Origin of the sequence: Citrobacter sp. Cf116 (genome assembly GCF_030336505.1) — a bacterium.
Classification (GTDB): Bacteria; Pseudomonadota; Gammaproteobacteria; order Enterobacterales; family Enterobacteriaceae; genus Citrobacter; species Citrobacter freundii.
The window spans coordinates 745,470-765,184 of the sequence record NZ_JAOWEQ010000037.1 but is presented as its reverse complement, the minus strand read 5'-3'; the positions used below and the strand labels follow the sequence as shown (position 1 = coordinate 765,184).

At 47.1% G+C, this 19,715-nt stretch carries 20 protein-coding genes and 4 pseudogenes; 9 read left to right on the top strand and 15 right to left on the bottom strand.

Annotation, left to right across the window (positions count from 1 at the left end; translation table 11 throughout):
* Positions 1–276: 276 nt before the first annotated feature.
* From OGV74_RS13115 to rluE, 8 genes and pseudogenes are all read right to left on the bottom strand, one after another.
* Positions 277–816, bottom strand: coding sequence for a cytochrome b (locus OGV74_RS13115; protein WP_071696760.1), 540 nt, complete (start codon positions 814–816; stop codon positions 277–279).
* Positions 817–969: 153 nt separating this feature from the next.
* Positions 970–1,221: pseudogene (locus OGV74_RS23295) on the bottom strand (SOS response-associated peptidase family protein); the annotation flags it as partial.
* Between the two features lie 15 nt (positions 1,222–1,236).
* The gene (gene purB, locus OGV74_RS13105; RefSeq protein ID WP_086504267.1) at positions 1,237–2,607 is read right to left on the bottom strand and encodes an adenylosuccinate lyase; all 1,371 of its coding nucleotides are present in this window, start codon (positions 2,605–2,607) and stop codon (positions 1,237–1,239) included.
* Between the two features lie 3 nt (positions 2,608–2,610).
* Positions 2,611–3,252: a high frequency lysogenization protein HflD gene (hflD, locus tag OGV74_RS13100; RefSeq protein WP_003841885.1), complete on the bottom strand. Its 642-nt coding sequence runs from the start codon at positions 3,250–3,252 to the stop codon at positions 2,611–2,613.
* Positions 3,253–3,286: 34 nt separating this feature from the next.
* Positions 3,287–4,393 carry a tRNA 2-thiouridine(34) synthase MnmA gene (gene mnmA, locus OGV74_RS13095; protein ID WP_003832402.1) on the bottom strand — a complete coding sequence of 369 codons (1,107 nt, stop codon included), beginning with the start codon at positions 4,391–4,393 and terminating at the stop codon, positions 3,287–3,289.
* A 53-nt stretch (positions 4,394–4,446) separates the two neighbouring features.
* Positions 4,447–4,908 (bottom strand): NUDIX hydrolase, encoded by a 462-nt coding sequence (locus OGV74_RS13090; RefSeq protein WP_046670539.1) that lies wholly within the window; start codon positions 4,906–4,908, stop codon positions 4,447–4,449.
* A 9-nt stretch (positions 4,909–4,917) separates the two neighbouring features.
* Positions 4,918–5,856 (bottom strand): hypothetical protein, encoded by a 939-nt coding sequence (locus tag OGV74_RS13085; protein ID WP_044702841.1) that lies wholly within the window; start codon positions 5,854–5,856, stop codon positions 4,918–4,920.
* 34 nt (positions 5,857–5,890) lie between these two features.
* A complete protein-coding gene (gene rluE, locus OGV74_RS13080) occupies positions 5,891–6,514 on the bottom strand; it encodes a 23S rRNA pseudouridine(2457) synthase RluE (protein ID WP_032949070.1) in 624 nt (207 codons plus the stop codon).
* 202 nt (positions 6,515–6,716) lie between these two features.
* Here rluE and icd point away from each other — a divergent pair, with 202 nt between their 5' ends.
* A complete protein-coding gene (gene icd / locus OGV74_RS13075) occupies positions 6,717–7,967 on the top strand; it encodes an NADP-dependent isocitrate dehydrogenase (RefSeq protein ID WP_286520919.1) in 1,251 nt (416 codons plus the stop codon).
* 136 nt (positions 7,968–8,103) lie between these two features.
* On the opposite strand, the gene OGV74_RS13070 is transcribed toward icd, so the two are convergent.
* Entirely contained in the window at positions 8,104–8,613 is a 510-nt protein-coding gene (locus tag OGV74_RS13070; RefSeq protein ID WP_003030767.1) for a DedA family protein, read from the bottom strand.
* 174 nt (positions 8,614–8,787) lie between these two features.
* Positions 8,788–9,030 (bottom strand): DinI family protein, encoded by a 243-nt coding sequence (locus OGV74_RS13065; RefSeq protein WP_264859054.1) that lies wholly within the window; start codon positions 9,028–9,030, stop codon positions 8,788–8,790.
* Between the two features lie 78 nt (positions 9,031–9,108).
* On the opposite strand from OGV74_RS13065, the pseudogene OGV74_RS13060 reads away from it, so the two are divergent.
* Positions 9,109–9,306 (top strand): annotated as a pseudogene (locus OGV74_RS13060) (S24/S26 family peptidase); the annotation flags it as partial.
* A 112-nt stretch (positions 9,307–9,418) separates the two neighbouring features.
* Here the strand turns inward: OGV74_RS13060 and arsH are convergent.
* Positions 9,419–10,117 carry an arsenical resistance protein ArsH gene (gene arsH, locus OGV74_RS13055; RefSeq protein WP_086504265.1) on the bottom strand — a complete coding sequence of 233 codons (699 nt, stop codon included), beginning with the start codon at positions 10,115–10,117 and terminating at the stop codon, positions 9,419–9,421.
* An 85-nt stretch (positions 10,118–10,202) separates the two neighbouring features.
* Here arsH and OGV74_RS13050 point away from each other — a divergent pair, with 85 nt between their 5' ends.
* The 5 genes and pseudogenes from OGV74_RS13050 to OGV74_RS13030 all read left to right on the top strand — a co-directional run bounded on the left by OGV74_RS13050 (position 10,203) and on the right by OGV74_RS13030 (position 13,508).
* Positions 10,203–10,523, top strand: coding sequence for a transcriptional regulator (locus OGV74_RS13050; RefSeq protein WP_003030762.1), 321 nt, complete (start codon positions 10,203–10,205; stop codon positions 10,521–10,523).
* 44 nt (positions 10,524–10,567) lie between these two features.
* Complete coding sequence (locus OGV74_RS13045; protein WP_286520915.1) at positions 10,568–11,857, top strand: arsenic transporter; 1,290 nt, start codon at positions 10,568–10,570, stop codon at positions 11,855–11,857.
* 12 nt (positions 11,858–11,869) lie between these two features.
* A complete protein-coding gene (gene arsC / locus OGV74_RS13040) occupies positions 11,870–12,295 on the top strand; it encodes a glutaredoxin-dependent arsenate reductase (RefSeq protein WP_003030760.1) in 426 nt (141 codons plus the stop codon).
* A gap of 282 nt (positions 12,296–12,577) precedes the next feature.
* Positions 12,578–12,751 (top strand): annotated as a pseudogene (locus OGV74_RS13035) (isocitrate/isopropylmalate family dehydrogenase); the annotation flags it as partial.
* A gap of 502 nt (positions 12,752–13,253) precedes the next feature.
* The gene (locus OGV74_RS13030; RefSeq protein WP_071696957.1) at positions 13,254–13,508 is read left to right on the top strand and encodes a hypothetical protein; all 255 of its coding nucleotides are present in this window, start codon (positions 13,254–13,256) and stop codon (positions 13,506–13,508) included.
* Positions 13,509–13,568: 60 nt separating this feature from the next.
* Here OGV74_RS13030 and OGV74_RS13025 read toward each other — a convergent pair.
* Positions 13,569–13,670: pseudogene (locus tag OGV74_RS13025) on the bottom strand (cytochrome b); the annotation flags it as partial.
* Positions 13,671–13,774: 104 nt separating this feature from the next.
* Positions 13,775–14,047 (bottom strand): hypothetical protein, encoded by a 273-nt coding sequence (locus OGV74_RS13020; RefSeq protein ID WP_003030757.1) that lies wholly within the window; start codon positions 14,045–14,047, stop codon positions 13,775–13,777.
* A 239-nt stretch (positions 14,048–14,286) separates the two neighbouring features.
* Here OGV74_RS13020 and pdeG point away from each other — a divergent pair, with 239 nt between their 5' ends.
* Together pdeG and OGV74_RS13010 are read left to right on the top strand one after the other, a co-directional pair.
* Positions 14,287–15,810, top strand: a complete 1,524-nt coding sequence (pdeG, locus tag OGV74_RS13015; protein WP_086504262.1) for a cyclic di-3',5'-guanosine monophosphate phosphodiesterase PdeG — start codon at positions 14,287–14,289, stop codon at positions 15,808–15,810.
* A 169-nt stretch (positions 15,811–15,979) separates the two neighbouring features.
* Complete coding sequence (locus OGV74_RS13010) at positions 15,980–16,177, top strand: hypothetical protein (RefSeq protein ID WP_003846684.1); 198 nt, start codon at positions 15,980–15,982, stop codon at positions 16,175–16,177.
* Between the two features lie 31 nt (positions 16,178–16,208).
* Here the strand turns inward: OGV74_RS13010 and waaZ are convergent, their stop codons facing one another.
* Entirely contained in the window at positions 16,209–16,985 is a 777-nt protein-coding gene (gene waaZ, locus OGV74_RS13005) for a 3-deoxy-D-manno-oct-2-ulosonate III transferase WaaZ (RefSeq protein ID WP_086504261.1), read from the bottom strand.
* 424 nt (positions 16,986–17,409) lie between these two features.
* Entirely contained in the window at positions 17,410–19,497 is a 2,088-nt protein-coding gene (locus tag OGV74_RS13000) for a TonB-dependent receptor (RefSeq protein ID WP_032936136.1), read from the bottom strand.
* Between the last annotated feature and the right edge of the window lie 218 nt (positions 19,498–19,715).

Genomic DNA, 19,715 nt, shown 5'->3' with positions numbered 1-19,715 from the left:
CGGCAAGAATGTGTAGGACCCGAAAAAACGGAATGTCTGATGTGTAAATACATTACGTAAAAAAATTAATAATTTGTGCTCTTAAATCGTTGATCATTTCTGCTTACAGGGGGGGGGCTGTATAAAAAAACAGTATATGCATCGGAGGTAATTATGAGAGTTGAATTAGCCATTGATCGCACTAAAGAACTACCAAAAGGCGCGATACCAATTCTCCAGGATTACAGCAGGCATTCACTGAGTGCCTGCTGTAATGTTAAACATTAAAATTTGTATTTATTTTTTATCGTTACAGTCAGGGATCATTCTCAAAAGAGTGTTATCTTTCTGGACGTAGTGATGAAATAACGCTGCACCTGCATGCGCTGCAATTAAAAAGTATCCGACGTTTGCCAGTGTTTCGTGAATATCTTTAATAAGTGATTTTGTTTCCCCGTCAGGAGTAACGAAAGGTGCAATGTTAAAACTTAAGAAACTCCAGTCCTTCCCACCGTAAGCCATAATTGCAATACCTAATAATGGCAGAGTCAAAAAAGAAATGTATAGCAGGATATGCATTATTTTAGCAGCCATCATCTGCCAGGTCGGTGGGGGCGGAGTGATGGCTGGGTCATGATACTTATGTTTAATAATTAATCGTATTATCATTAAAAACCAGACAAATACCCCGGCATTGTAATGTGTTTCTTTCATGAGCAGGTAGGTGTTGCTGCCTTTAGGAAACCAGCCGCGTAGCTCCATAGCTGCATAGGTTATCGCTATTAACATCAGAGTCAGCCAGTGTAAGCGAATCTGAAGTTTTGAGAATTTCATCATTATTGTTTCCTCAAAGGGTGTGTTGCATCGACCATAAAGTATGAAGCTTAACAAATCCTTATTTTCGTTGAGAGATTAAGAAATTGTTATTCCAATGACCTTACGTGAATGTTTTGATGCTTATTATCACTTACGGGGCCTTTCCGGCAATCCGGGCTGTTTCTTGTCGCCTTCCTTTTTCCATTCGTACCAGCCATTAGCAAAGAAAATTGCACGGCCATGCTGCCAGAGTGGTTTAAACATTCTGCGGGTGGCTGCAGTTTCAGATCGTGCATAAATTAGTGGTAGCTTAGACCACCATAGATTGTTACTTATTTGGGGGCAAATGTGGTGGGGGGGAAGGGATAATGTAGCGGGCGATAAAAAGCCGGAATCGCTTACGCTTATCCGGCTTCTGTTCAGCATCTGGGGAGTTGCTGATTACTTCAGTTCATCAACCATGGCGATGGCGCGACCAATATAATTGGCAGGCGTCATTGCTTTCAGGCGAGTTTTCTCTTCTTCCGGCAGTGCCAGACCATCGATAAACTGCTTCATACCTTCGGCGTCAACGCGCTTGCCACGGGTCAGTTCTTTCAACTTCTCGTACGGCTTCTCAATACCGTAGCGACGCATCACGGTCTGAATCGGCTCTGCCAGAACTTCCCAGTTATGATCCAGTTCATCCAGCAGATGATCGCGGTTCACTTCCAGTTTGCTAACCCCCTTCAACGTAGACTGATAGGCGATCAACGCATAGCCGATACCCACACCCAGGTTACGCAGAACGGTAGAATCAGTCAGATCACGCTGCCAGCGGGAAACCGGCAGTTTACTCGCCAGGTGCTGCAGAACCGCGTTAGACAGGCCCAGGTTACCCTCAGAGTTTTCGAAATCGATAGGGTTCACTTTGTGTGGCATGGTGGAAGAGCCGATTTCACCCGCGATAGTTTTCTGTTTGAAATGGTTCAGTGCCACGTAGCCCCAGACATCACGGTCAAAGTCGATCAGGATGGTGTTGAAACGGGCGATGCAGTCGAACAGCTCGGCAATGTAGTCGTGCGGCTCAATCTGCGTGGTGTACGGGTTCCACTGGATGCCCAGCGAGGTGACAAATTCTTCGCTGAACTGATGCCAGTCAACTTCCGGGTAAGCGGCGATATGGGCGTTATAGTTACCGACTGCACCGTTGATCTTACCAAGAATTTCAACCTGATTGAGTTGGCGATACTGACGCTCCATACGGTAGGCCACGTTAGCCATTTCTTTGCCCAGCGTAGACGGGGTGGCTGGCTGACCGTGGGTACGGGAGAGCAGAGGAATATCGCGATACTGTACAGACAGATCTTTCACCGCGTCGATAAGCTGGCGCCAGTACGGCAGAACCACTTCGTCGCGTGCGGTTTTCAGCATCAGCGCGTGAGACAGGTTGTTGATGTCTTCTGAGGTGCACGCAAAGTGGATAAATTCGGAAACGGAGTGCAGTTCCGGGATATCCGCTACTTTCTCTTTCAGGAAATACTCAACTGCCTTCACATCATGGTTGGTCGTACGTTCAATGGTTTTGATGCGCGCAGCATCTTCTTCATTGAAGTTAGCGACGATCGCATCAAGGAAACCGATTGCGTCGGCAGCAAAAGCAGGAACTTCCTTGATCGCTGCGTGCGCGGCCAGTTTTTGCAGCCAGCGTACTTCAACCTGTACGCGGAATTTCAGCAAACCGTATTCGCTGAAAATCCCGCGCAGCGCGCTGACTTTATCGCCGTAGCGTCCATCGACAGGGGAAACGGCGGTCAGTGAGGATAATTCCATAGATCACAACTCCGGGGTTAAATGAGCAAGAATTTGTTTTGCCTGAGTCGTCAGGCGATTACGAGAAAACATGAGTTGCAGACGGCCTCCACCAACCTGATGCCAGAGCACGGCAGCACGGATGCCAGCCAGCAGCGAAGCGCGTACTTTAGCCTGTACCTGCGGGCTCTGGAGGATGGCCGGGGAACCCGTGACCTGAATACGCGGGCCGAGTGGGCTGATGACGTCAACATAAATGCCAGCCATCGCACTCATCAACGTTTCTGACTGCAAATCAAAATGGTCCAGCTGGCGCTGCAAGCCGCTGATACGGTCTCCCAGCGTGTCCATAGCGCCCTTGGCCGCTGACAGCTTACGCTCCAGCACCATCAGGCTTAGCGTGTAACGAGTGAGTTCAGCGTTCAGTCCCTGGCGACTGCTGGCGTTCAGTACGCCGAGCATTGTTTCCAGCCCCAAACGCAGGTTGGCCTCGCTGCCGCCAAACACGCCCAGCGTAGAGCTGGGATTCATGTCGATGACACTGTTCAGTGAAACGTGTAATGCATCGGCATCACAATGCCCCTGGTGCGCCAGTTCCTGCACCAGGCGTGCCGACTGGCAAATGCCTGCCAGGGCGAGGGTGATGTCATAATAATTCTTTGCCACGTTCACTGCTTCCTTGTATCAAATGTGTAAGTAATTATACAGGCAGAGGCAATCGTTGTTCGATAATGCCGCCGCCGAGGCACACTTCGCCATTGTAAAAGACAGCCGACTGACCCGGCGTAACCGCCGCGACTGGCTCGTCGAAAATGACTTCAATACGCTCAGCATCCAGTGCTTTAACGGTGCACGGAATGTCGGTCTGACGATAGCGGGTTTTCACCGTACAGCGCATGGTACCAGTGAACGGTTCGCGATCGACCCAATGCAGCTGTTGCGCCACCAGGCCAACAGACATCAGACGTGGATGTTCATGACCCTGAGCGACAACCAGAATGTTGTTCTCAACGTCTTTATCCACTACATACCATGGATCTTCTGTCCCTTCTTTCGTTCCGCCAATACCCAGACCTTTACGCTGACCCAGAGTGTGGTACATCAGCCCCTGATGCTGGCCAATCTCTTCACCATCAACGGTGATGATTTTGCCTGGCTGAGCCGGCAGGTAGCGACCAAGAAATTCGCGGAACTTACGTTCGCCAATGAAGCAGATGCCGGTGGAGTCTTTTTTCTTGGCCGTAATCAGACCAAGGTCTTCGGCAATTTTACGCACCTGCGGTTTTTCCAGTTCACCGACCGGGAACAGGCTTTGCGCGATTTGCTCATGGCCGAGCGTATAGAGGAAATAACTTTGGTCTTTATTACCATCGAGCCCACGCAGCAGGCGACTTTTGCCGTCGACATCTGCGCGACGCACATAGTGACCGGTGGCGATGTAATCGGCACCTAAATCTTCGGCGGCAAACTCAAGGAAGGCTTTAAACTTAATTTCTTTATTACACAGAATATCCGGATTCGGCGTACGGCCCGCTTTGTACTCTTCAAGGAACAGTTCAAAGACGTTGTCCCAGTATTCTGCGGCAAAGTTGACGGTATGCAGTTCAATGCCGAGTTTGTCACAGACAGCCTGTGCATCCGCAAGGTCGGCGGCCGCTGTGCAGTATTCCTCGCCATCGTCCTCTTCCCAGTTCTTCATGAACAGGCCTTCTACCTGATAGCCCTGTTGTTGTAACAGCCAGGCAGAAACGGAGGAATCGACACCGCCGGACATGCCGACGATCACTTTTTTTGGGCTTTCAGACATAGGAATACTCACAACATTGAACTTCAAGGCGGCATATTCTAGCACGCAGCCCTTTACTTGACACCCTCTGTAAATGGCCAGTTAAATTCACCGATCATGGACAGCGGGTAGCACTGGCCGCTCTGGTAACAGCGAATACTCTCTGCAACCAACGGCGAACGCAGGTTTGGCGCAGAGAAAATCTCTTCTGCGCTGACCCAACGACAGCAATCAATATCGCTGTCATGGGGTTCAGTAGCGCACATATTGGCAAGCTCGATAGCGAAAAGAAAACGCAAAAAGGGCGTTCTGTCCGGTGCAATCCATTGATGCATACGAACAAAATGCTGTGGCTGTGCTTTAATGCCCGTTTCTTCCCATAGTTCGCGTGCTGCGGCTTGCACCAGCGTTTCGTCGGCTTCCAGGTGTCCTGCGGGTTGATTCCACAAGGCTTTGCCATTGATCGTTTCTTCAACGACTAAGAATTTATCTTCTGCATGCACAATGCAGGCGACCGTGACGTGCGGTTTGAACATGTTTCCCCCTTATTCCTCAGCAAAACCTTCGGCAACATCTGGCCAGCTAATTTCACCGCTGGTCTTGTCGATACTGATATAAGCCACAGGAGGCGACGTTTGTGGGTCGGCCCCTCCGCGACACAATGCAGTTTGATGATCCTCGCGTACGATAATCTCAATGGCCTTTTTAGCATTCCAGCTTTCATAAAAAATACATTGATAGTCGTGACGTAGCCCAAGGGTGGCGACTCTCGTTGCCTTGTCTGTCGACAGCGGGTTGATGTCGTCGCGATAGCGGTCACCGCTGTTTAAAGCCTGTAACTGCGACTTTTTTAACCAGCCGCGTACGATATGGCGATCGGTGGTGTAGTAGACCGCTTCCATAAAATCATCGTTGGATTGTTCTTGTACAGAGACGAGGTCGCCGGGCACTAAAAATACGGATGGGCTGCGACACTGTTCGGTTGGCATCGCATAGAACCATGCGCGGGCGTCTCCCATTACCTGATAGTGGTTTGCGAAGGAGTAGGGCAAGTACCCACGCTGTGACATCTCTTTATTTGCCCATGACTGGCAAGACGCGCTTGCTGCAAGCGGGCTGGATAACAGTGTTAATCCATCAGCCGAGACCCACCCGGTGGCAAAGGTTCCTTTAGCGTCCCGATAACGTACGTAACGATAAGGCTCATCTTTGGAAAGCATGCCCGTGCTTTTGTAGCGCTGTGAACTCCTGAGCACCTCAACAGTGTCGCCATTGACCATGAACGCGGGGAGTTGACACTCTGTTGCTGGTGCAGAATAGAAATGCAGACGTGAGTCGGTTTTTACTTTGGCAGACTCATAAAGGTAGTTTGCCTCTCCTGCTGCAATTCCGGCAATCGCCTCACAGTCCAGTTTTGCTGAACAAAACGGTGACACGCCGAGCAGGATGAATGCTGCAAAAAGCTGTTTATCCATATTTTTCATTCTTCCCTGTTAACACTCACGTTAAACCGTACGGTTATGATTTCAGTTCCCGCCACTCGCCGTTAGCGAGATTTTCCAGCGTGTAATCACCCATGGCATAGCGGATGAGGCGCAGCGTAGGAAATCCAACATGCGCGGTCATACGACGTACCTGGCGGTTGCGGCCTTCATATAAGGTGACTTTCAACCAACTGGTGGGAATGTTTTTTCGTTCCCGAATCGGCGGATTTCTCGGCCACAGCCATACGGGTTCCTCTACTACCTCAATGCCTGCGGGTAGCGTGGGGCCATCATTGAGCGTTACTCCGGTACGCAGGGCGTCCAGCGCTTCTGTCGTCGGCTCGCCTTCAACCTGGACGTAATAAATTTTCCCGGTACGCTTACCGGGTTGCGTTAACCGCGCCTGCAGTGCGCCGTCATTGGTCAGCACCAAAAGCCCTTCGCTGTCCCGGTCGAGTCGGCCCGCCGCATAAATTCCCGGCAAGGGAATAAAATCTTTTAACGTGCTTCTGCCAGCCTCGTCAGTAAATTGTGGCAAAACATCGTAGGGTTTATTGAACAAAACCACGCGTTTTGGCTGGTTTTCTTTACGCTGCTTAGTGACTTGTCGTGAGCTGAATCGCTCAACCCGGTGATTTCTAAAAGAAGTTTTTTGCATGGTATTTTCAGATTATATCAATTGCCGCATTATAGCCTAAGAACGAGTGTCTTTCATGGCGGCGAACATTAGGGTAGTATTGACATGCTCATTACAAAACATTAACAAAAAATTGCTCTAACGCATTCGTGCAGCAGGACGCAAACGCACATGCAGCGCGATGACAGACGAGCAGAACCAGAAGCGCTCGAAGGAGAGGTGAATGGAAAGCAAAGTAGTTGTTCCGGCGGAAGGTAAGAAGATCACCCTGCAAAACGGCAAACTCAACGTTCCTGAAAATCCGATTATCCCGTTCATTGAAGGCGACGGTATCGGCGTTGATGTAACCCCACCGATGATCAAAGTTGTCGATGCTGCTGTCGAGAAAGCCTATAAAGGCGAGCGTAAAATCTCCTGGATGGAAATCTACACCGGCGAGAAATCCACTCAGGTTTATGGCCAGGACGTCTGGCTGCCTGCTGAAACCTTAGATCTTATTCGTGAATATAGTGTTGCCATTAAAGGCCCTCTGACCACCCCTGTTGGCGGCGGTATTCGCTCTCTGAACGTAGCTCTGCGTCAGGAACTTGACCTGTATGTCTGCCTGCGTCCGGTGCGTTATTATCAGGGTACACCAAGCCCGGTTAAACACCCTGAACTGACCGATATGGTCATCTTCCGTGAAAACTCCGAAGATATCTACGCGGGTATCGAGTGGAAAGCTGACTCTGCCGATGCTGAGAAAGTGATTAAATTCCTGCGCGAAGAGATGGGTGTGAAGAAAATACGCTTCCCGGAACATTGCGGTATTGGTATCAAACCGTGTTCTGAAGAAGGGACTAAACGTCTGGTACGTGCAGCGATTGAATACGCCATCGCCAACGATCGTGATTCAGTTACCTTGGTACACAAAGGCAACATCATGAAGTTCACCGAAGGCGCGTTCAAAGACTGGGGTTACCAGTTAGCGCGTGAAGAATTTGGTGGCGAACTGATCGATGGCGGTCCATGGGTGAAAATCAAGAACCCGAAAACCGGTAAAGAGATCGTGGTTAAGGACGTCATTGCCGATGCATTCCTGCAACAGATCCTGTTGCGTCCGGCTGAGTATGACGTGATTGCCTGTATGAACCTGAACGGTGACTACATCTCCGATGCGCTGGCCGCACAGGTTGGTGGTATTGGTATCGCGCCGGGTGCAAACATCGGTGACGAATGCGCACTGTTCGAAGCAACCCACGGTACTGCACCGAAGTATGCAGGTCAGGATAAAGTGAACCCAGGTTCTATCATTCTGTCTGCTGAAATGATGCTGCGCCACATGGGTTGGACCGAAGCGGCTGATTTAATTGTTAAAGGTATGGAAGGCGCGATTAACGCCAAGACCGTAACCTATGACTTCGAACGTCTGATGGATGGTGCTAAACTGCTGAAATGTTCAGAGTTTGGTGACGCGATCATCGAAAATATGTAATCCACATTCTGGGTTATATGAGAACGGGAGCCGATTGGTTCCCGTTTTTTTGTGCCTGATAAATTCTTTCCCTGTCTTTTTATCCACCCAGTACCAGGGGGGTATCAGGGCTTGTTGTAGTCTATTTATGTTTGGTTTAGCTAAAAAAAGGCAAAACGAGACTAAAGCCTCCGACATAAAGCGCTGACCAGGTCGCCGCAGAGATCAGACTGACTGCATACACTTTCACTGGATGAAGATGCAACATTCCAGCAACTAATGGCACAATGTAACGCAGCACGGCAATAAAGCGCGAAGTAAAAAGTATCGGTACAGAACTGTTTTGCAACCGGCGTCGAACCCGTACTACTGTATCGGCATGACGCGACATGATGCGTGCAAGCCAGGGTAGATGTCCCATCATCATTCCAAGGTGATAATTAACAATTGTCCCGCACCATGCGCCAATCATTACAGCAATTCCCGCTTCCCATGGCGCAATAGTCGCCTTGCCGACGGAAATTACAGCAACCAACATAACAGATGCTGGCGGTAATACAGCTGAAATGAGGAACGTAGATTTTGCGAATGCTATTCCAAAAAGCAGGCCCCACAGGCTGAAAGGATGAAGCGCGAAATGGCTCATCAACGCGTTTACCCACTCCATCAATGCTTCTCCAGTTAAGGTTCCTTGGCTATTTAACCGCGATACGGCTTAATCAGGCCTCAACACAGATGAATTACTGACTGCTGCACTTAATCCCGGCTGTGACAGCTATCTGCGTATAGCAGCAGAATACAGTTGAGCGGGATAGGGTAAAGGAAGATGAATCGAACGCACTTAATCTGAAACCAGCCACATATCAGCCTCTTCAAACATTTCCTGAACAGTACGGCTTATCTGTTCCTTCTCGTGCTTGCTGGCGTCAGTGTTGATCGCCGGCAATGTCATCATCGGTTTAACCCGGACATCAGCTTCGGGGAAAATCCGGTGAACCCTCTTGGTCAATTCGCCCAGAATGATATCTTTTGCACCGGGCAGACCATCAAAATTCCTTTTGTCATAAACGAGTTCCACGAACATTGCTTATCGCCTCTTTGCTGGATGGATATACAGTGTTTGTGCTGTATTTTTATCCGGTATTCAACAGAGGGCATAAACATGGGCTTTCCTTCACCTGCGGCAGATTATGTTGAAACACGAATCTCCCTCGATCAGCAACTAATCAGCCAGCCCGCAGCGACTTATTTCATGCGGGCATCGCGTTCACATTTCAGGGAAGGAATACTTCAGGGGGCGCTGTTTGTTGTGGATGCGTCACTTACTGCCTGCGATGGCTCATTGCTGATATGTGCAATTGTAAGTAGCCCGCATAATCGTGCCGTTCACATTTAGAGATCATCCGGCATAATCAATCTGCCAAAGCGGACATTGGTAAGCTCATGCAGTATGGATTCACGAAGAACATACGTTATATTTTGTCCTGATTGACACGGGATGAAAGCTCCTGATGACTCTCTTTTCGCTCGCTGTAACGATCTGCAAGATAACTGGGTTGTCCCTTAAGCAGCAGCGTGATTTTAAACAGCTCCTCGGCTACATCGACGATGCGGTCATACCATGAAGAAGGTTTCATTCGTCCGTTTTCGTCGAACTCTTGCCATGCCTTGGCTACAGAGGACTGGTTGGGGATCGTAAACATCCGCATCCAGCGACCAAGTATACGCATCTGGTTCACGGCATTGAAGGACTGTGAACCACCGCAGACCTGCATTACCGCAAGTGTTTTGCCCTGCGAAGGACGAATCGCTCCTTCACTTAAGGGGATCCAGTCAATCTGCGCCTTCATGACTGCGCTCATAGCACCGTGCCGTTCCGGAGAACTCCACACCATCCCATCACACCATCTGACCAGACCGCGCAGCTCGGTGACTTTGGGATGCGTGTCCGGCGCATCATCCGGCAGGGGTAAACCGGAGGGGTTAAACAGTTTCACCTCCGCGCCCATCGCCGTCAGCTGGCGACCGGCTTCCTCCGCGGCAAAGCGGCTGTAGGAGCGCTCTCTCACTGAACCATACAGGATCAGAATCCGTGGTGGCTCCTGCACGTTCAGGCGTTCAGCGATGTGTTGATCAAAGCATGCAGTATTCAGGGCAGGAAATTGTTCCATTTTTCTCCTCCAGAGAGAGCAGATGATTTCAAAGTTGATACATATGATTTACCATATGTGTATTCTAAAGGGAGCGGAGAGAAAAATGCTACAACCTGTTCAGCTTTTCAAAATCCTGTCAGATGAAACACGTCTCGCCATTGTCATGCTTCTGCGGGAGTCCGGAGAACTGTGCGTGTGCGATATTTGTGCAGCTACCGCCGAATCACAGCCCAAAATATCACGCCATATGGCCGTCCTGCGCGAGGCAAAGCTTGTTCTTGATCGTCGGGAAGGGAAATGGATCCACTATCGTCTGTCACCTCATATTCCGGCGTGGGCCGCTGAGACAATCACGACATCCTGGCTGTGCCTTCGGGAGGATGTGCGGGAATGGTTGGCAAAGTCGGCCTGTACCTCCTGCTGAGGCAGGAAAACATATTTACATAATCATATATAACGGAGCCTGAAATGTTTTTGGCAGGGAGTATATTTTTACTGACGCTGGTACTGGTGATCTGGCAACCCAGAGGCCTGAGTATTGGCTGGAGCGCGAGTATCGGAGCTGCGCTGGCGCTGGGAACCGGAGTCATCCATATCGCAGATATTCCCGTTGTCTGGAATATCGTCTGGAACGCGACAGCGGCATTTATTGCGGTCATCATCATCAGCCTGTTGCTCGATGAGTCCGGCTTCTTTGAATGGGCCGCACTGCACGTCTCCAGTTGGGGTAACGGACGTGGCCGCCTTTTGTTTACCTGGATAGTCTTGCTTGGTGCCGCTGTTGCTGCGTTGTTTGCCAATGACGGCGCTGCGCTGATCCTAACGCCGATTGTAATTGCGATGCTGCTCGCACTGGGATTCAGCCAGGGCACGACATTGGCGTTTGTCATGGCCGCAGGATTTATTGCAGATACGGCCAGCCTGCCGCTAATTGTTTCTAACCTGGTGAATATCGTCTCGGCGGACTTTTTCGGTCTGGGCTTTACGCAGTATGCCTCCGTTATGATCCCCGTAGATGTGGCAGCGATTGCGGCCACTCTGGTCATGCTGCATCTCTTCTTCCGCAGGGGCATTCCGGCGACGTATGACGTTTCGCTGCTGAAGACGCCTGCCAGTGTGATAAAGGATCCGGCAACGTTCAGGGCGGGCTGGATTGTCCTGTTATTGCTGCTTGTCGGTTTCTTTGTTCTGGAGCCACTGGGTATCCCGGTCAGTGCGATAGCGGCTAGTGGCGCAGCAATACTGTTTATAGTGGCGAAAAGAGGTCATGCCATCAACACCGGAAAAGTCCTCCGCGGTGCGCCATGGCAGATCGTTATTTTTTCGTTGGGTATGTACCTGGTGGTCTATGGCCTGCGCAATGCAGGGCTTACGGAGTATCTGTCTGACGTGCTGAACCTACTGGCAGAAAAGGGGTTATGGGCAGCAACGTTCGGCACCGGCTTCCTGACCGCGTTCCTGTCGTCGGTGATGAACAATATGCCGACGGTGCTGATTGGCGCACAGGCGATTGACGGGAGCACGGCGACTGGCATCGTCAAAGAGGCAATGATTTATGCCAATGTGATTGGCTGCGATTTAGGCCCGAAAATCACCCCGATTGGCAGTCTGGCAACCCTGCTTTGGCTGCATGTGCTTGCCCAGAAAAATATAACGATTACCTGGGGATATTACTTCCGCACGGGTATTATCATGATTCTGCCCGTGCTGTTTGTCACTCTGGCCGCGCTGGCGTTGCGGCTCTCCATCACTTTGTAATGAGATACAGATATGAGCAACATTACCATCTATCATAACCCTGCCTGCGGCACTTCTCGCAACACGCTGGAGATGATCCGTAACAGCGGCAACGAACCAACGATAATTTATTATCTCGATACGCCACCGACCCGTGATGAGCTGATTCAACTTATTTCAGATATGGGAATTACGGTGCGTGCATTACTGCGTAAGAATGTTGAGCCTTATGAACACCTGGGTCTTGATGAAGAGAAATTTAGTGATGAGCAGTTAATTGATTTCATGCTTCAACATCCGATCCTGATTAATCGGCCGGTAGTCGTTACGCCGCTTGGCACTCGTCTTTGCCGCCCTTCAGAAATAGTGTTGGATATCCTACCGGAAGGTCAGAAAGGAGCGTTTACCAAAGAGGATGGCGAGAAGGTCATTGACGAAACGGGTAAGCAGATTAAGTAATCTGCCACTTCAAAATACCGGATGTCTGTTCACGCTATGCGGGCGTCCGGTTTTCGCTCAAATCGGACCTCTGCGGCAGCAACAGCTTTACCATCGAGGCTTGCCATTAGCGGTAGTGTGATGAATGTGCTGGCGTGAAAAACTTGGATTCTTGGCGAAAACTCTTCCCCAAAACTAAAACCAAAGTTTAGACAATCAATGAGTTTATAATGGTAGCTACTGGCTGATTTGAAAGTAGAGAGGATGATAATTTCAACTTTATCAAATGGTTGCTATGATTTTAGCAATGTAATGCTGCGCCACATGGGTTGGACCGAAGCGGCTGACTTAATTGTTAAAGGTATGGAAGGCGCGATCAACGCCAGGACCGTAACCTATGATTTCGAACGTCTGATGGACGGCGCTAATTTGCTGAAATGTTCAGAGTTTGGTGACGCGATCATCGAAAACATGTAATCCAGATTCTGAGTTGTATAAGAATGGGAGCCGATTGGTTCCCGTTTTTTTACCTGCAAAGTGCTTTCCTGGCACTCAGACTATTAAACTCATTTTAATAGCACTAAAGATTTAATTTTTATCTTTGTCATTACAATTCTATTTATTGATAAAAAATATCCATATCTTTCAATATTTATTTAAACCGATCCGGGTATGAGAACTAAATATAATTGAGCGGAGTTTGTATATTATTAATTATTATATGTAAAACAGTCGTTTTAAAAACAAGAAAATATTGGGGGTATATTAAAGGTGGTGGCGTTTTAATGTTATTTTACTCTAATGTTAAATCCGTTTTTATCAACATGTTATGATAAATTATTATTCTGAATGCTAATAATGTCCAAAAAAGAACATTTTTCCCGATTGATTTTTTATTACCTTTCTGTTTTTATCTTGGCGACATGTTTGAGAAATAAAATTCAAAGCATGACTCCTTGTTATGTATGTAACTTACTATATGAATAAATTAATGATAATACTGGTTGCGTTTTCTACTGTTTCTTTGATGTCTGGTTGCGTATCAGAAGAACAACGCTTAGCAAAGTGCGAAGCGAAGGGAATTAGCCGTGATGTTTGTTATCACGAAGAAAAAGAATATTGGAATAATTACAGTGCTAATATGAGTCGACTGCAGGCTGCTAATACACAAGCAGAAGCTTTTAAAGAGTCTATGAGTGATCGCAAGAAACATAAGCATTATGATGACGATTAATATTTTAGACCACGTACATACTGTCTTTAGTGCTTATTTTCTTAACATTATAATCATTTATTAATTATTCAAATGCTTATGCTCAGGAATCACTCTCAAAAGCCTATTTTCTTTCTGTATATAGTGATGAAATAATGCAGCGCCAGCATGGACTGCAATCAGAAGTAACAGATATTAGCGAGTTGACTCCCCCCAAGGCCAGAGGTATTTATGATAACAATGGCCTTACTTTGGTTTGAGAAAAACGCTTCGCCTGCTGAATGCAATCATTCTTTTGATGAAAGTTTGTATGGGAATACGTGCAGGGCATTGGCTGCAATGGGGTAAACACCAAGGCCTTCTGTTCGAGCTTTAATTTCCTCGAATGAGAGTGAAGGGGAAGGTTCTCGTCCTCCCCACAGATTAATACCTTCAGGAACATCGTCCCGACTGTACTCCTCGGCGATCTCAATAGTTCCGCCGCTATTCAATTCGATCACGACGCTTTTTCCGTCAACAGGAATGAGATTCCCTTCATTGTCAGTGATAAAGATTTTCATTTGCTTACCTCTTATTAGTACATTCATATGATAGCAAAATCGGAAGGAGGGATGTCATTATTGTTATGATCTTTTCAGGGTTAATTTTATATAAAAATCAATTTCTTATGTTGTGGCTTTGGAAGTGTGACTGGGCGCATGGCGACTTTTGATTCTATCTACCATGCTCTGTAGAGATAAACTAGAACACGTCAATGCTCATCGCAACGACTGATCAGTTTTCGCCACGGGACATGAGAATGCGCAAAGTACTTTTACCGGTAACCGCTGCGGTGTGTCTTTTTTTGATAGGTGTTTTTATTCTTAATATGCAGCTTTGGTATTCCTCTTCGACAGAAACCCTTGGAGGAGCCAGATATGCCGCCAAAAATATGGATAACATACTGGATGAAGCTTTCCAGGCAACTCGAACCGCTATGCACATCGCCGAAAAAAAATGCGATCTGGAGGGGCAATACCAACTTGGAACTGAAGCTGCACTTCGCCCTCATTTGCGGACGCTGATCATTATCCGACAGGGGAAGCTTTGGTGTACGTCACTGCCAGGTAATCGGATCTTGCTTAAGCAAATTCCGGTGATTGCTGATACAAATTTGCTGCTTACTCCCGCAAGAAATACGGAAAATGAGATACCCGTTCTGCTGTATCAAACTCGTTTTCAAACCAACCACATCATTGTCACCATTAGCGGGGTGCATATCCGTGGAGCATTGAATGTTCCGTTAAAGGGGGTGACATATTCACTACTCGTAGGTGACGAAGTGCTTGGTTTATTGGGCGATGTGGAAACCGTTACAGCAAGCTCACAGATGTCTGGTCAGGTGAATTCCGCAAAGTATCCGTTCAGCATTATTTATAATGAACCGCCATTGTTTAGTGCAAAAAGGCTGGTTACACAAGGTTCAGGGATTCTGGTTTTTATCCTGTTAATATCTTTCGCAGCCGCTTATACCATTGATAAATATCTAAATAAGAACGATACCCCAGAAGAAACGTTGCGCAGAGCGATAGTAAAAGGAGAGATCGTGCCTTTTTATCAACCTATCGTAAATGGTCGTGAAGGGACGTTACGCGGTGTTGAAGTGCTGGCCCGATGGAAACATCCAAAAGCCGGATATATCTCTCCTGCCTCCTTCATTCCCGTCGCCGAAAAATCAGGCCTGATAGTGCCACTAACTCAAAGTCTGATGAGGCAGGTTGCGGCGAATATGAACGCCATTGCCAACAAACTGCCATCTGGATTCCATGTCGGTATTAACTTCAGCGCATCCCATATCACTTCCCCTACATTTGTTGAAGAGTGTCTGAAATTCAAAGATAGCTTCAGCCGCCATGATCTCAACCTGGTGATTGAAGTTACTGAGTGTGAGCCATTACATGTAGATGAAGAACTTGTGCAGAGGCTCAATATCCTGCATGAAAATGGCTTTGTGATTGCGCTTGATGATTTTGGTACGGGCTATTCTGGGCTTTCTTATTTGCATGACCTACACATTGATTACATTAAAATCGATCAGAGCTTTGTGGGAAGGGTTAATGAGCATCCCGATTCAACCCGAATTTTGGATTGTGTTCTCGATCTGGCGCGCAAGCTGTCTTTAAGCATCGTTGCAGAAGGAGTTGAAACGAAGGCTCAGCTCGATTATCTCAACAAAAACAACATTGTTTTCCTGCAAGGGTACTATTTCTATAAACCAGTAACCTTCACTGAGTTCGTCATGATTCTGCTGGCAAAGCCTAAAGTGAAGGTTTTTGTCGAATAAGTACAGGATAACCTTATTGATGAAAAGGGGGTATGAAATCTGCTTCGGGAGTAAAAATCCGATGATTATCTTTATCGTGAGACAAATCTCAGATTCTGTTATTTAAAATCTATACCCTTATCGATGTGGTGGTTATTTGTGTTTTCATATACAGCAACTGGATAATGGCATGGCAGATATAACATTCGCGATGGAGCGTGATTCAAGTCACAGTGCAGCGAAAAAAGAGTTGGATGTGCGAAACAATACGAAGTACACAAACCGCAACCAGCTTGCGATTGCCGCAGTACTGTTTTTAGGTGGTGTCGTCGGGGTTATTGTTTTGGCATTGTATCTCATGGCGCAAGAAGGGGTGTTTCTGTATTAATTGTTTAAATATTCTTACCGTTGGTGTATTGCTAGTAGGAGGTGGAACAAGCTACTTCTTCTGTATTGATGAATGGAATAACATCGTAGGGAATAGCTGTTTGTGGAGAAAGATTGTAGATCTTACCGTCATAGTGGCTACTTACATAAGAAAATGACCTTAATATAAAGCTAAGATCAGTGGGTAGAGTCGTGGGTTGAGCGTTAACTTCATTGTAAAACCGTTTACAGCTACCTTTCAAATCTAAACCTGAAAATATTATTCTTTCAAATTTTAGACTAATGGCTATTTGTAACGCGCTAAATGCGACCGTAGCACTACCAAAATGACCATGTGTTACATCAGTTGAAAATGCAATTGTTTTCACTTTTCTGAATGCAGAGCATTTAATTCGAAGATTCCTGTTAGTCATTGTTTTTATTTTATAGCGAATCTTTCTACCGATACCACCTCTGGATTTGCAAATGTCCTTTAACAGAAAACATGTGTTGAGCAAGTTCCCTGCCTCTGTTGAATCAGCTCTTTTAATAACATCTTCACTAATAAAGGTATGCTGGGCATAGGTGCTATATTTATAAAATAATTCTTTGTTGTTTTCATAAAAAGAACCGTCACAAACAACATAGATAAATACAGGGACATTGTTGTTAATTAAATAGCCTGCGCTACCATTTACGCAAATGCAGTTTTTACTACGCATTATCTCAAGGGGCGTATCTAATGATGAAGGTCCAGACAAGTAAATAATACAATCATCGGAAACTCTTTCACCCATTATTCCATTAAGTATTTCGTGTGTGATGAGCATGGCGGTTACCGTGGATGTTATTTTTGAAATAATAACATTGAGTATCCGTTCCAAATCAAAGAAGATGTTTCTTTTTGTTTTTCAAACTTGAAGAATTGATTATGTGAATGTATTTTTATTATTATTTTGATAAATGTTTTTTTGAGAGTAAGGTCTGGTAACTCAGAAAAATATGATGATGTTGGCTTTTGTTTTTCGATTTTTAAAATCCAGGCATTTGTTGTGTGAATAAATCTGATTCTGGTGTTCTTGCCTGGTAAGAATTTAACATGAAAATTAGTTACTTTTAGTTACAGGTGGCTGAGAGTGTTTTAATCATATCCTTATAAAGAGTGCGATTTTATAACATCATCCGCCTGTTATTTGATGTAACATAATTCCTGACGGGCTATCAATTCCAGTCCGTCAGGAAGGGAAAACAACATTAGAACTGATAGTTTAACGATACCCAGTAGTTACGACCCGGGTTTACGTATCCGGTGGTAGATTGTGCAGTCTGATAATAATCACCTGCGTAGGTGCTATTACGGCCCACCTGGTAAAGTTTAACCTCGCTAAAGTCTTTATCCAGCACGTTATTAACTGCCGTATTAAGTGTCAGATCTTTGGTCAGTTTGTAAGACATTCCCATGTCCAGGACGGTCCAGGCTTTTAAATTAGCGCCTTTATCGTCATAGACGGCTTTTTGTACTGCGCTGAGATTGTCGTAATTTTCCGTGAAGCGTGGGGCCTTACCGCGATAACGTGCGCTCAGCCAGGCGTTCATATCTTCCGTTGCCTGCCAGTTCAGACGGGCGTTAGCCATATGCTTTGGTGTATAGCTTAACGGCGCGCCTTTATTGTCACCATCTTTTTGCTTGCTCTGAGTGTAGGTGTAGTTGAGAGATAAGGTCAGCACATCCGACCATAGAGGGAAGGTGCTGGCAAATTCAACGCCATCGGTCCTCGCCTTGCCGCTGTTGGTATAACTGTTGGTATTATCATCGATAGAATACGAGACAATTTTATTTTTGTATTCAGTATAGAAGCCGGTAATGTTGGCGTTAAGCCCGGCGTTGTTCTCGTAATACAGCCCGGTTTCGTAGCTGATGCTTTCCTCAGGTTTGAGGTCCGGGTTCCCGACCGTATTCACCGTTCCTTGTGCGGTTACGCCGCTGATCCCGTTATGCAACTGGCTCAGTGATGGTGCTTTATAACCTGTCGTTACGCCGCCTTTGAGCGTCCATTCGTCGGAAACATCCCAGACCATATAGGCTCGTGGGCTGAGATGACCGCCAAAGACATCGTTATGCTCATAGCGTGTTCCTGCGGTTAAGGCCAGCGAATCGAGAATATGCCATTCATCTTCCGCATAGGCTGCCCACGTTTTTTGGTGGAACGTCTCGCCGGTATTGGCCAGCACCACACCATCTTTCATTCGTGCATCCCAGTATTCCCCGCCAAGGGTTAAGAGGTGCGAATCACCTAATGGTGTCAGTAGCACTGAGTCTAGTATGACGTTGGTGTTCTTCAGTTCACGCGCGTCACCGGCCCGACCTGCGTTCTCTGGTGTGAGTGCGGAGGAGACCAGTTGTCGGCCTTTGTTCTCGGTCTCATTCCAGCCGAGGGAGGATTTCCAGGTGCCAAACGTTAAGGCTGTATCGTGGCCGAGGGTCACTTTGTTACGCTCATAGCGCAGCGTTTTATCATAACCTCCCGTCAGGTTACCCAACTGACCGTCATCGTTGTCATAACGCTGTCTGGCGGAGTCGAGATCCAGCCACAGCGTATTGCTTTCGTTGGCTTTCCAGTCGAATCGCGTGCCAATATTGTAGTTTTCCGACTCGGTTGGATAAGGTACGCGGGTGGAAGAGGTATCGCTCAGCGAAGTGACGCTGGAACCCTGACGCTGGGTTGTGCTCCCCCGAACCTGCATATCCAGTACGCCCGCGATTAACGGGCCGCTTGACCAGAAGTTGGCGACCGTACTGTTACCCCATTTATTACTCTCTTGCAGGTTAACGCCGGTATTGATGGAAGTGCTCCATTTATCGGTGCTTTTTTTGGTGATGATATTCACCACGCCACCGATTGCGTCGGAGCCATAAAGCGTCGACATCGGGCCGCGGATAACCTCAATATGATCGATTGCCGCCAGCGGGGGCATAAAGCTGGTATTCATGGCAGAGAAGCCGTTTGGCGTCACGTCGCTGCTGCCGTTTTGACGAATACCGTCAATCAGGATCAAGGTATAGCTGGCGGGCATGCCACGGATGCTGATCTCCAGACCGCCAGTTTTACCGGTGCTGCTTTCAACATCTACCCCTTCAACAGAACGCAGGGCTTCACCTAAGTCATTATATTTATTGGTTTGTAACTCTTGCTGCGAAATAACAGAGACGCTGGCGGCGGCATTGGTGATTTTCTTTTCGTAACCGGAAGCGGTTACCACCATGACATCTTCAGCAAATACCAGGGGGCTGGAAAATCCTAAACAGGACAGAACGACAGAGGCAACAGGTTTTAAACGCATAGTCAAACTTCCTTTGTTAAAAATCAAAGGCAGTAAGATAAGTGATCGTAATGATAATGCAAATAATTATCATTACAAATTTACATAACTTGTCACTTCTGGTGTTTTTTTTGAATAAATATACATAAATTGTCATGAGTTTTAGATAAGGGAATAGCGGGGAGGGTAAATAGTCCGCATGGGTAATTATTAGATAGGGATTAATATTCTTTGAATAA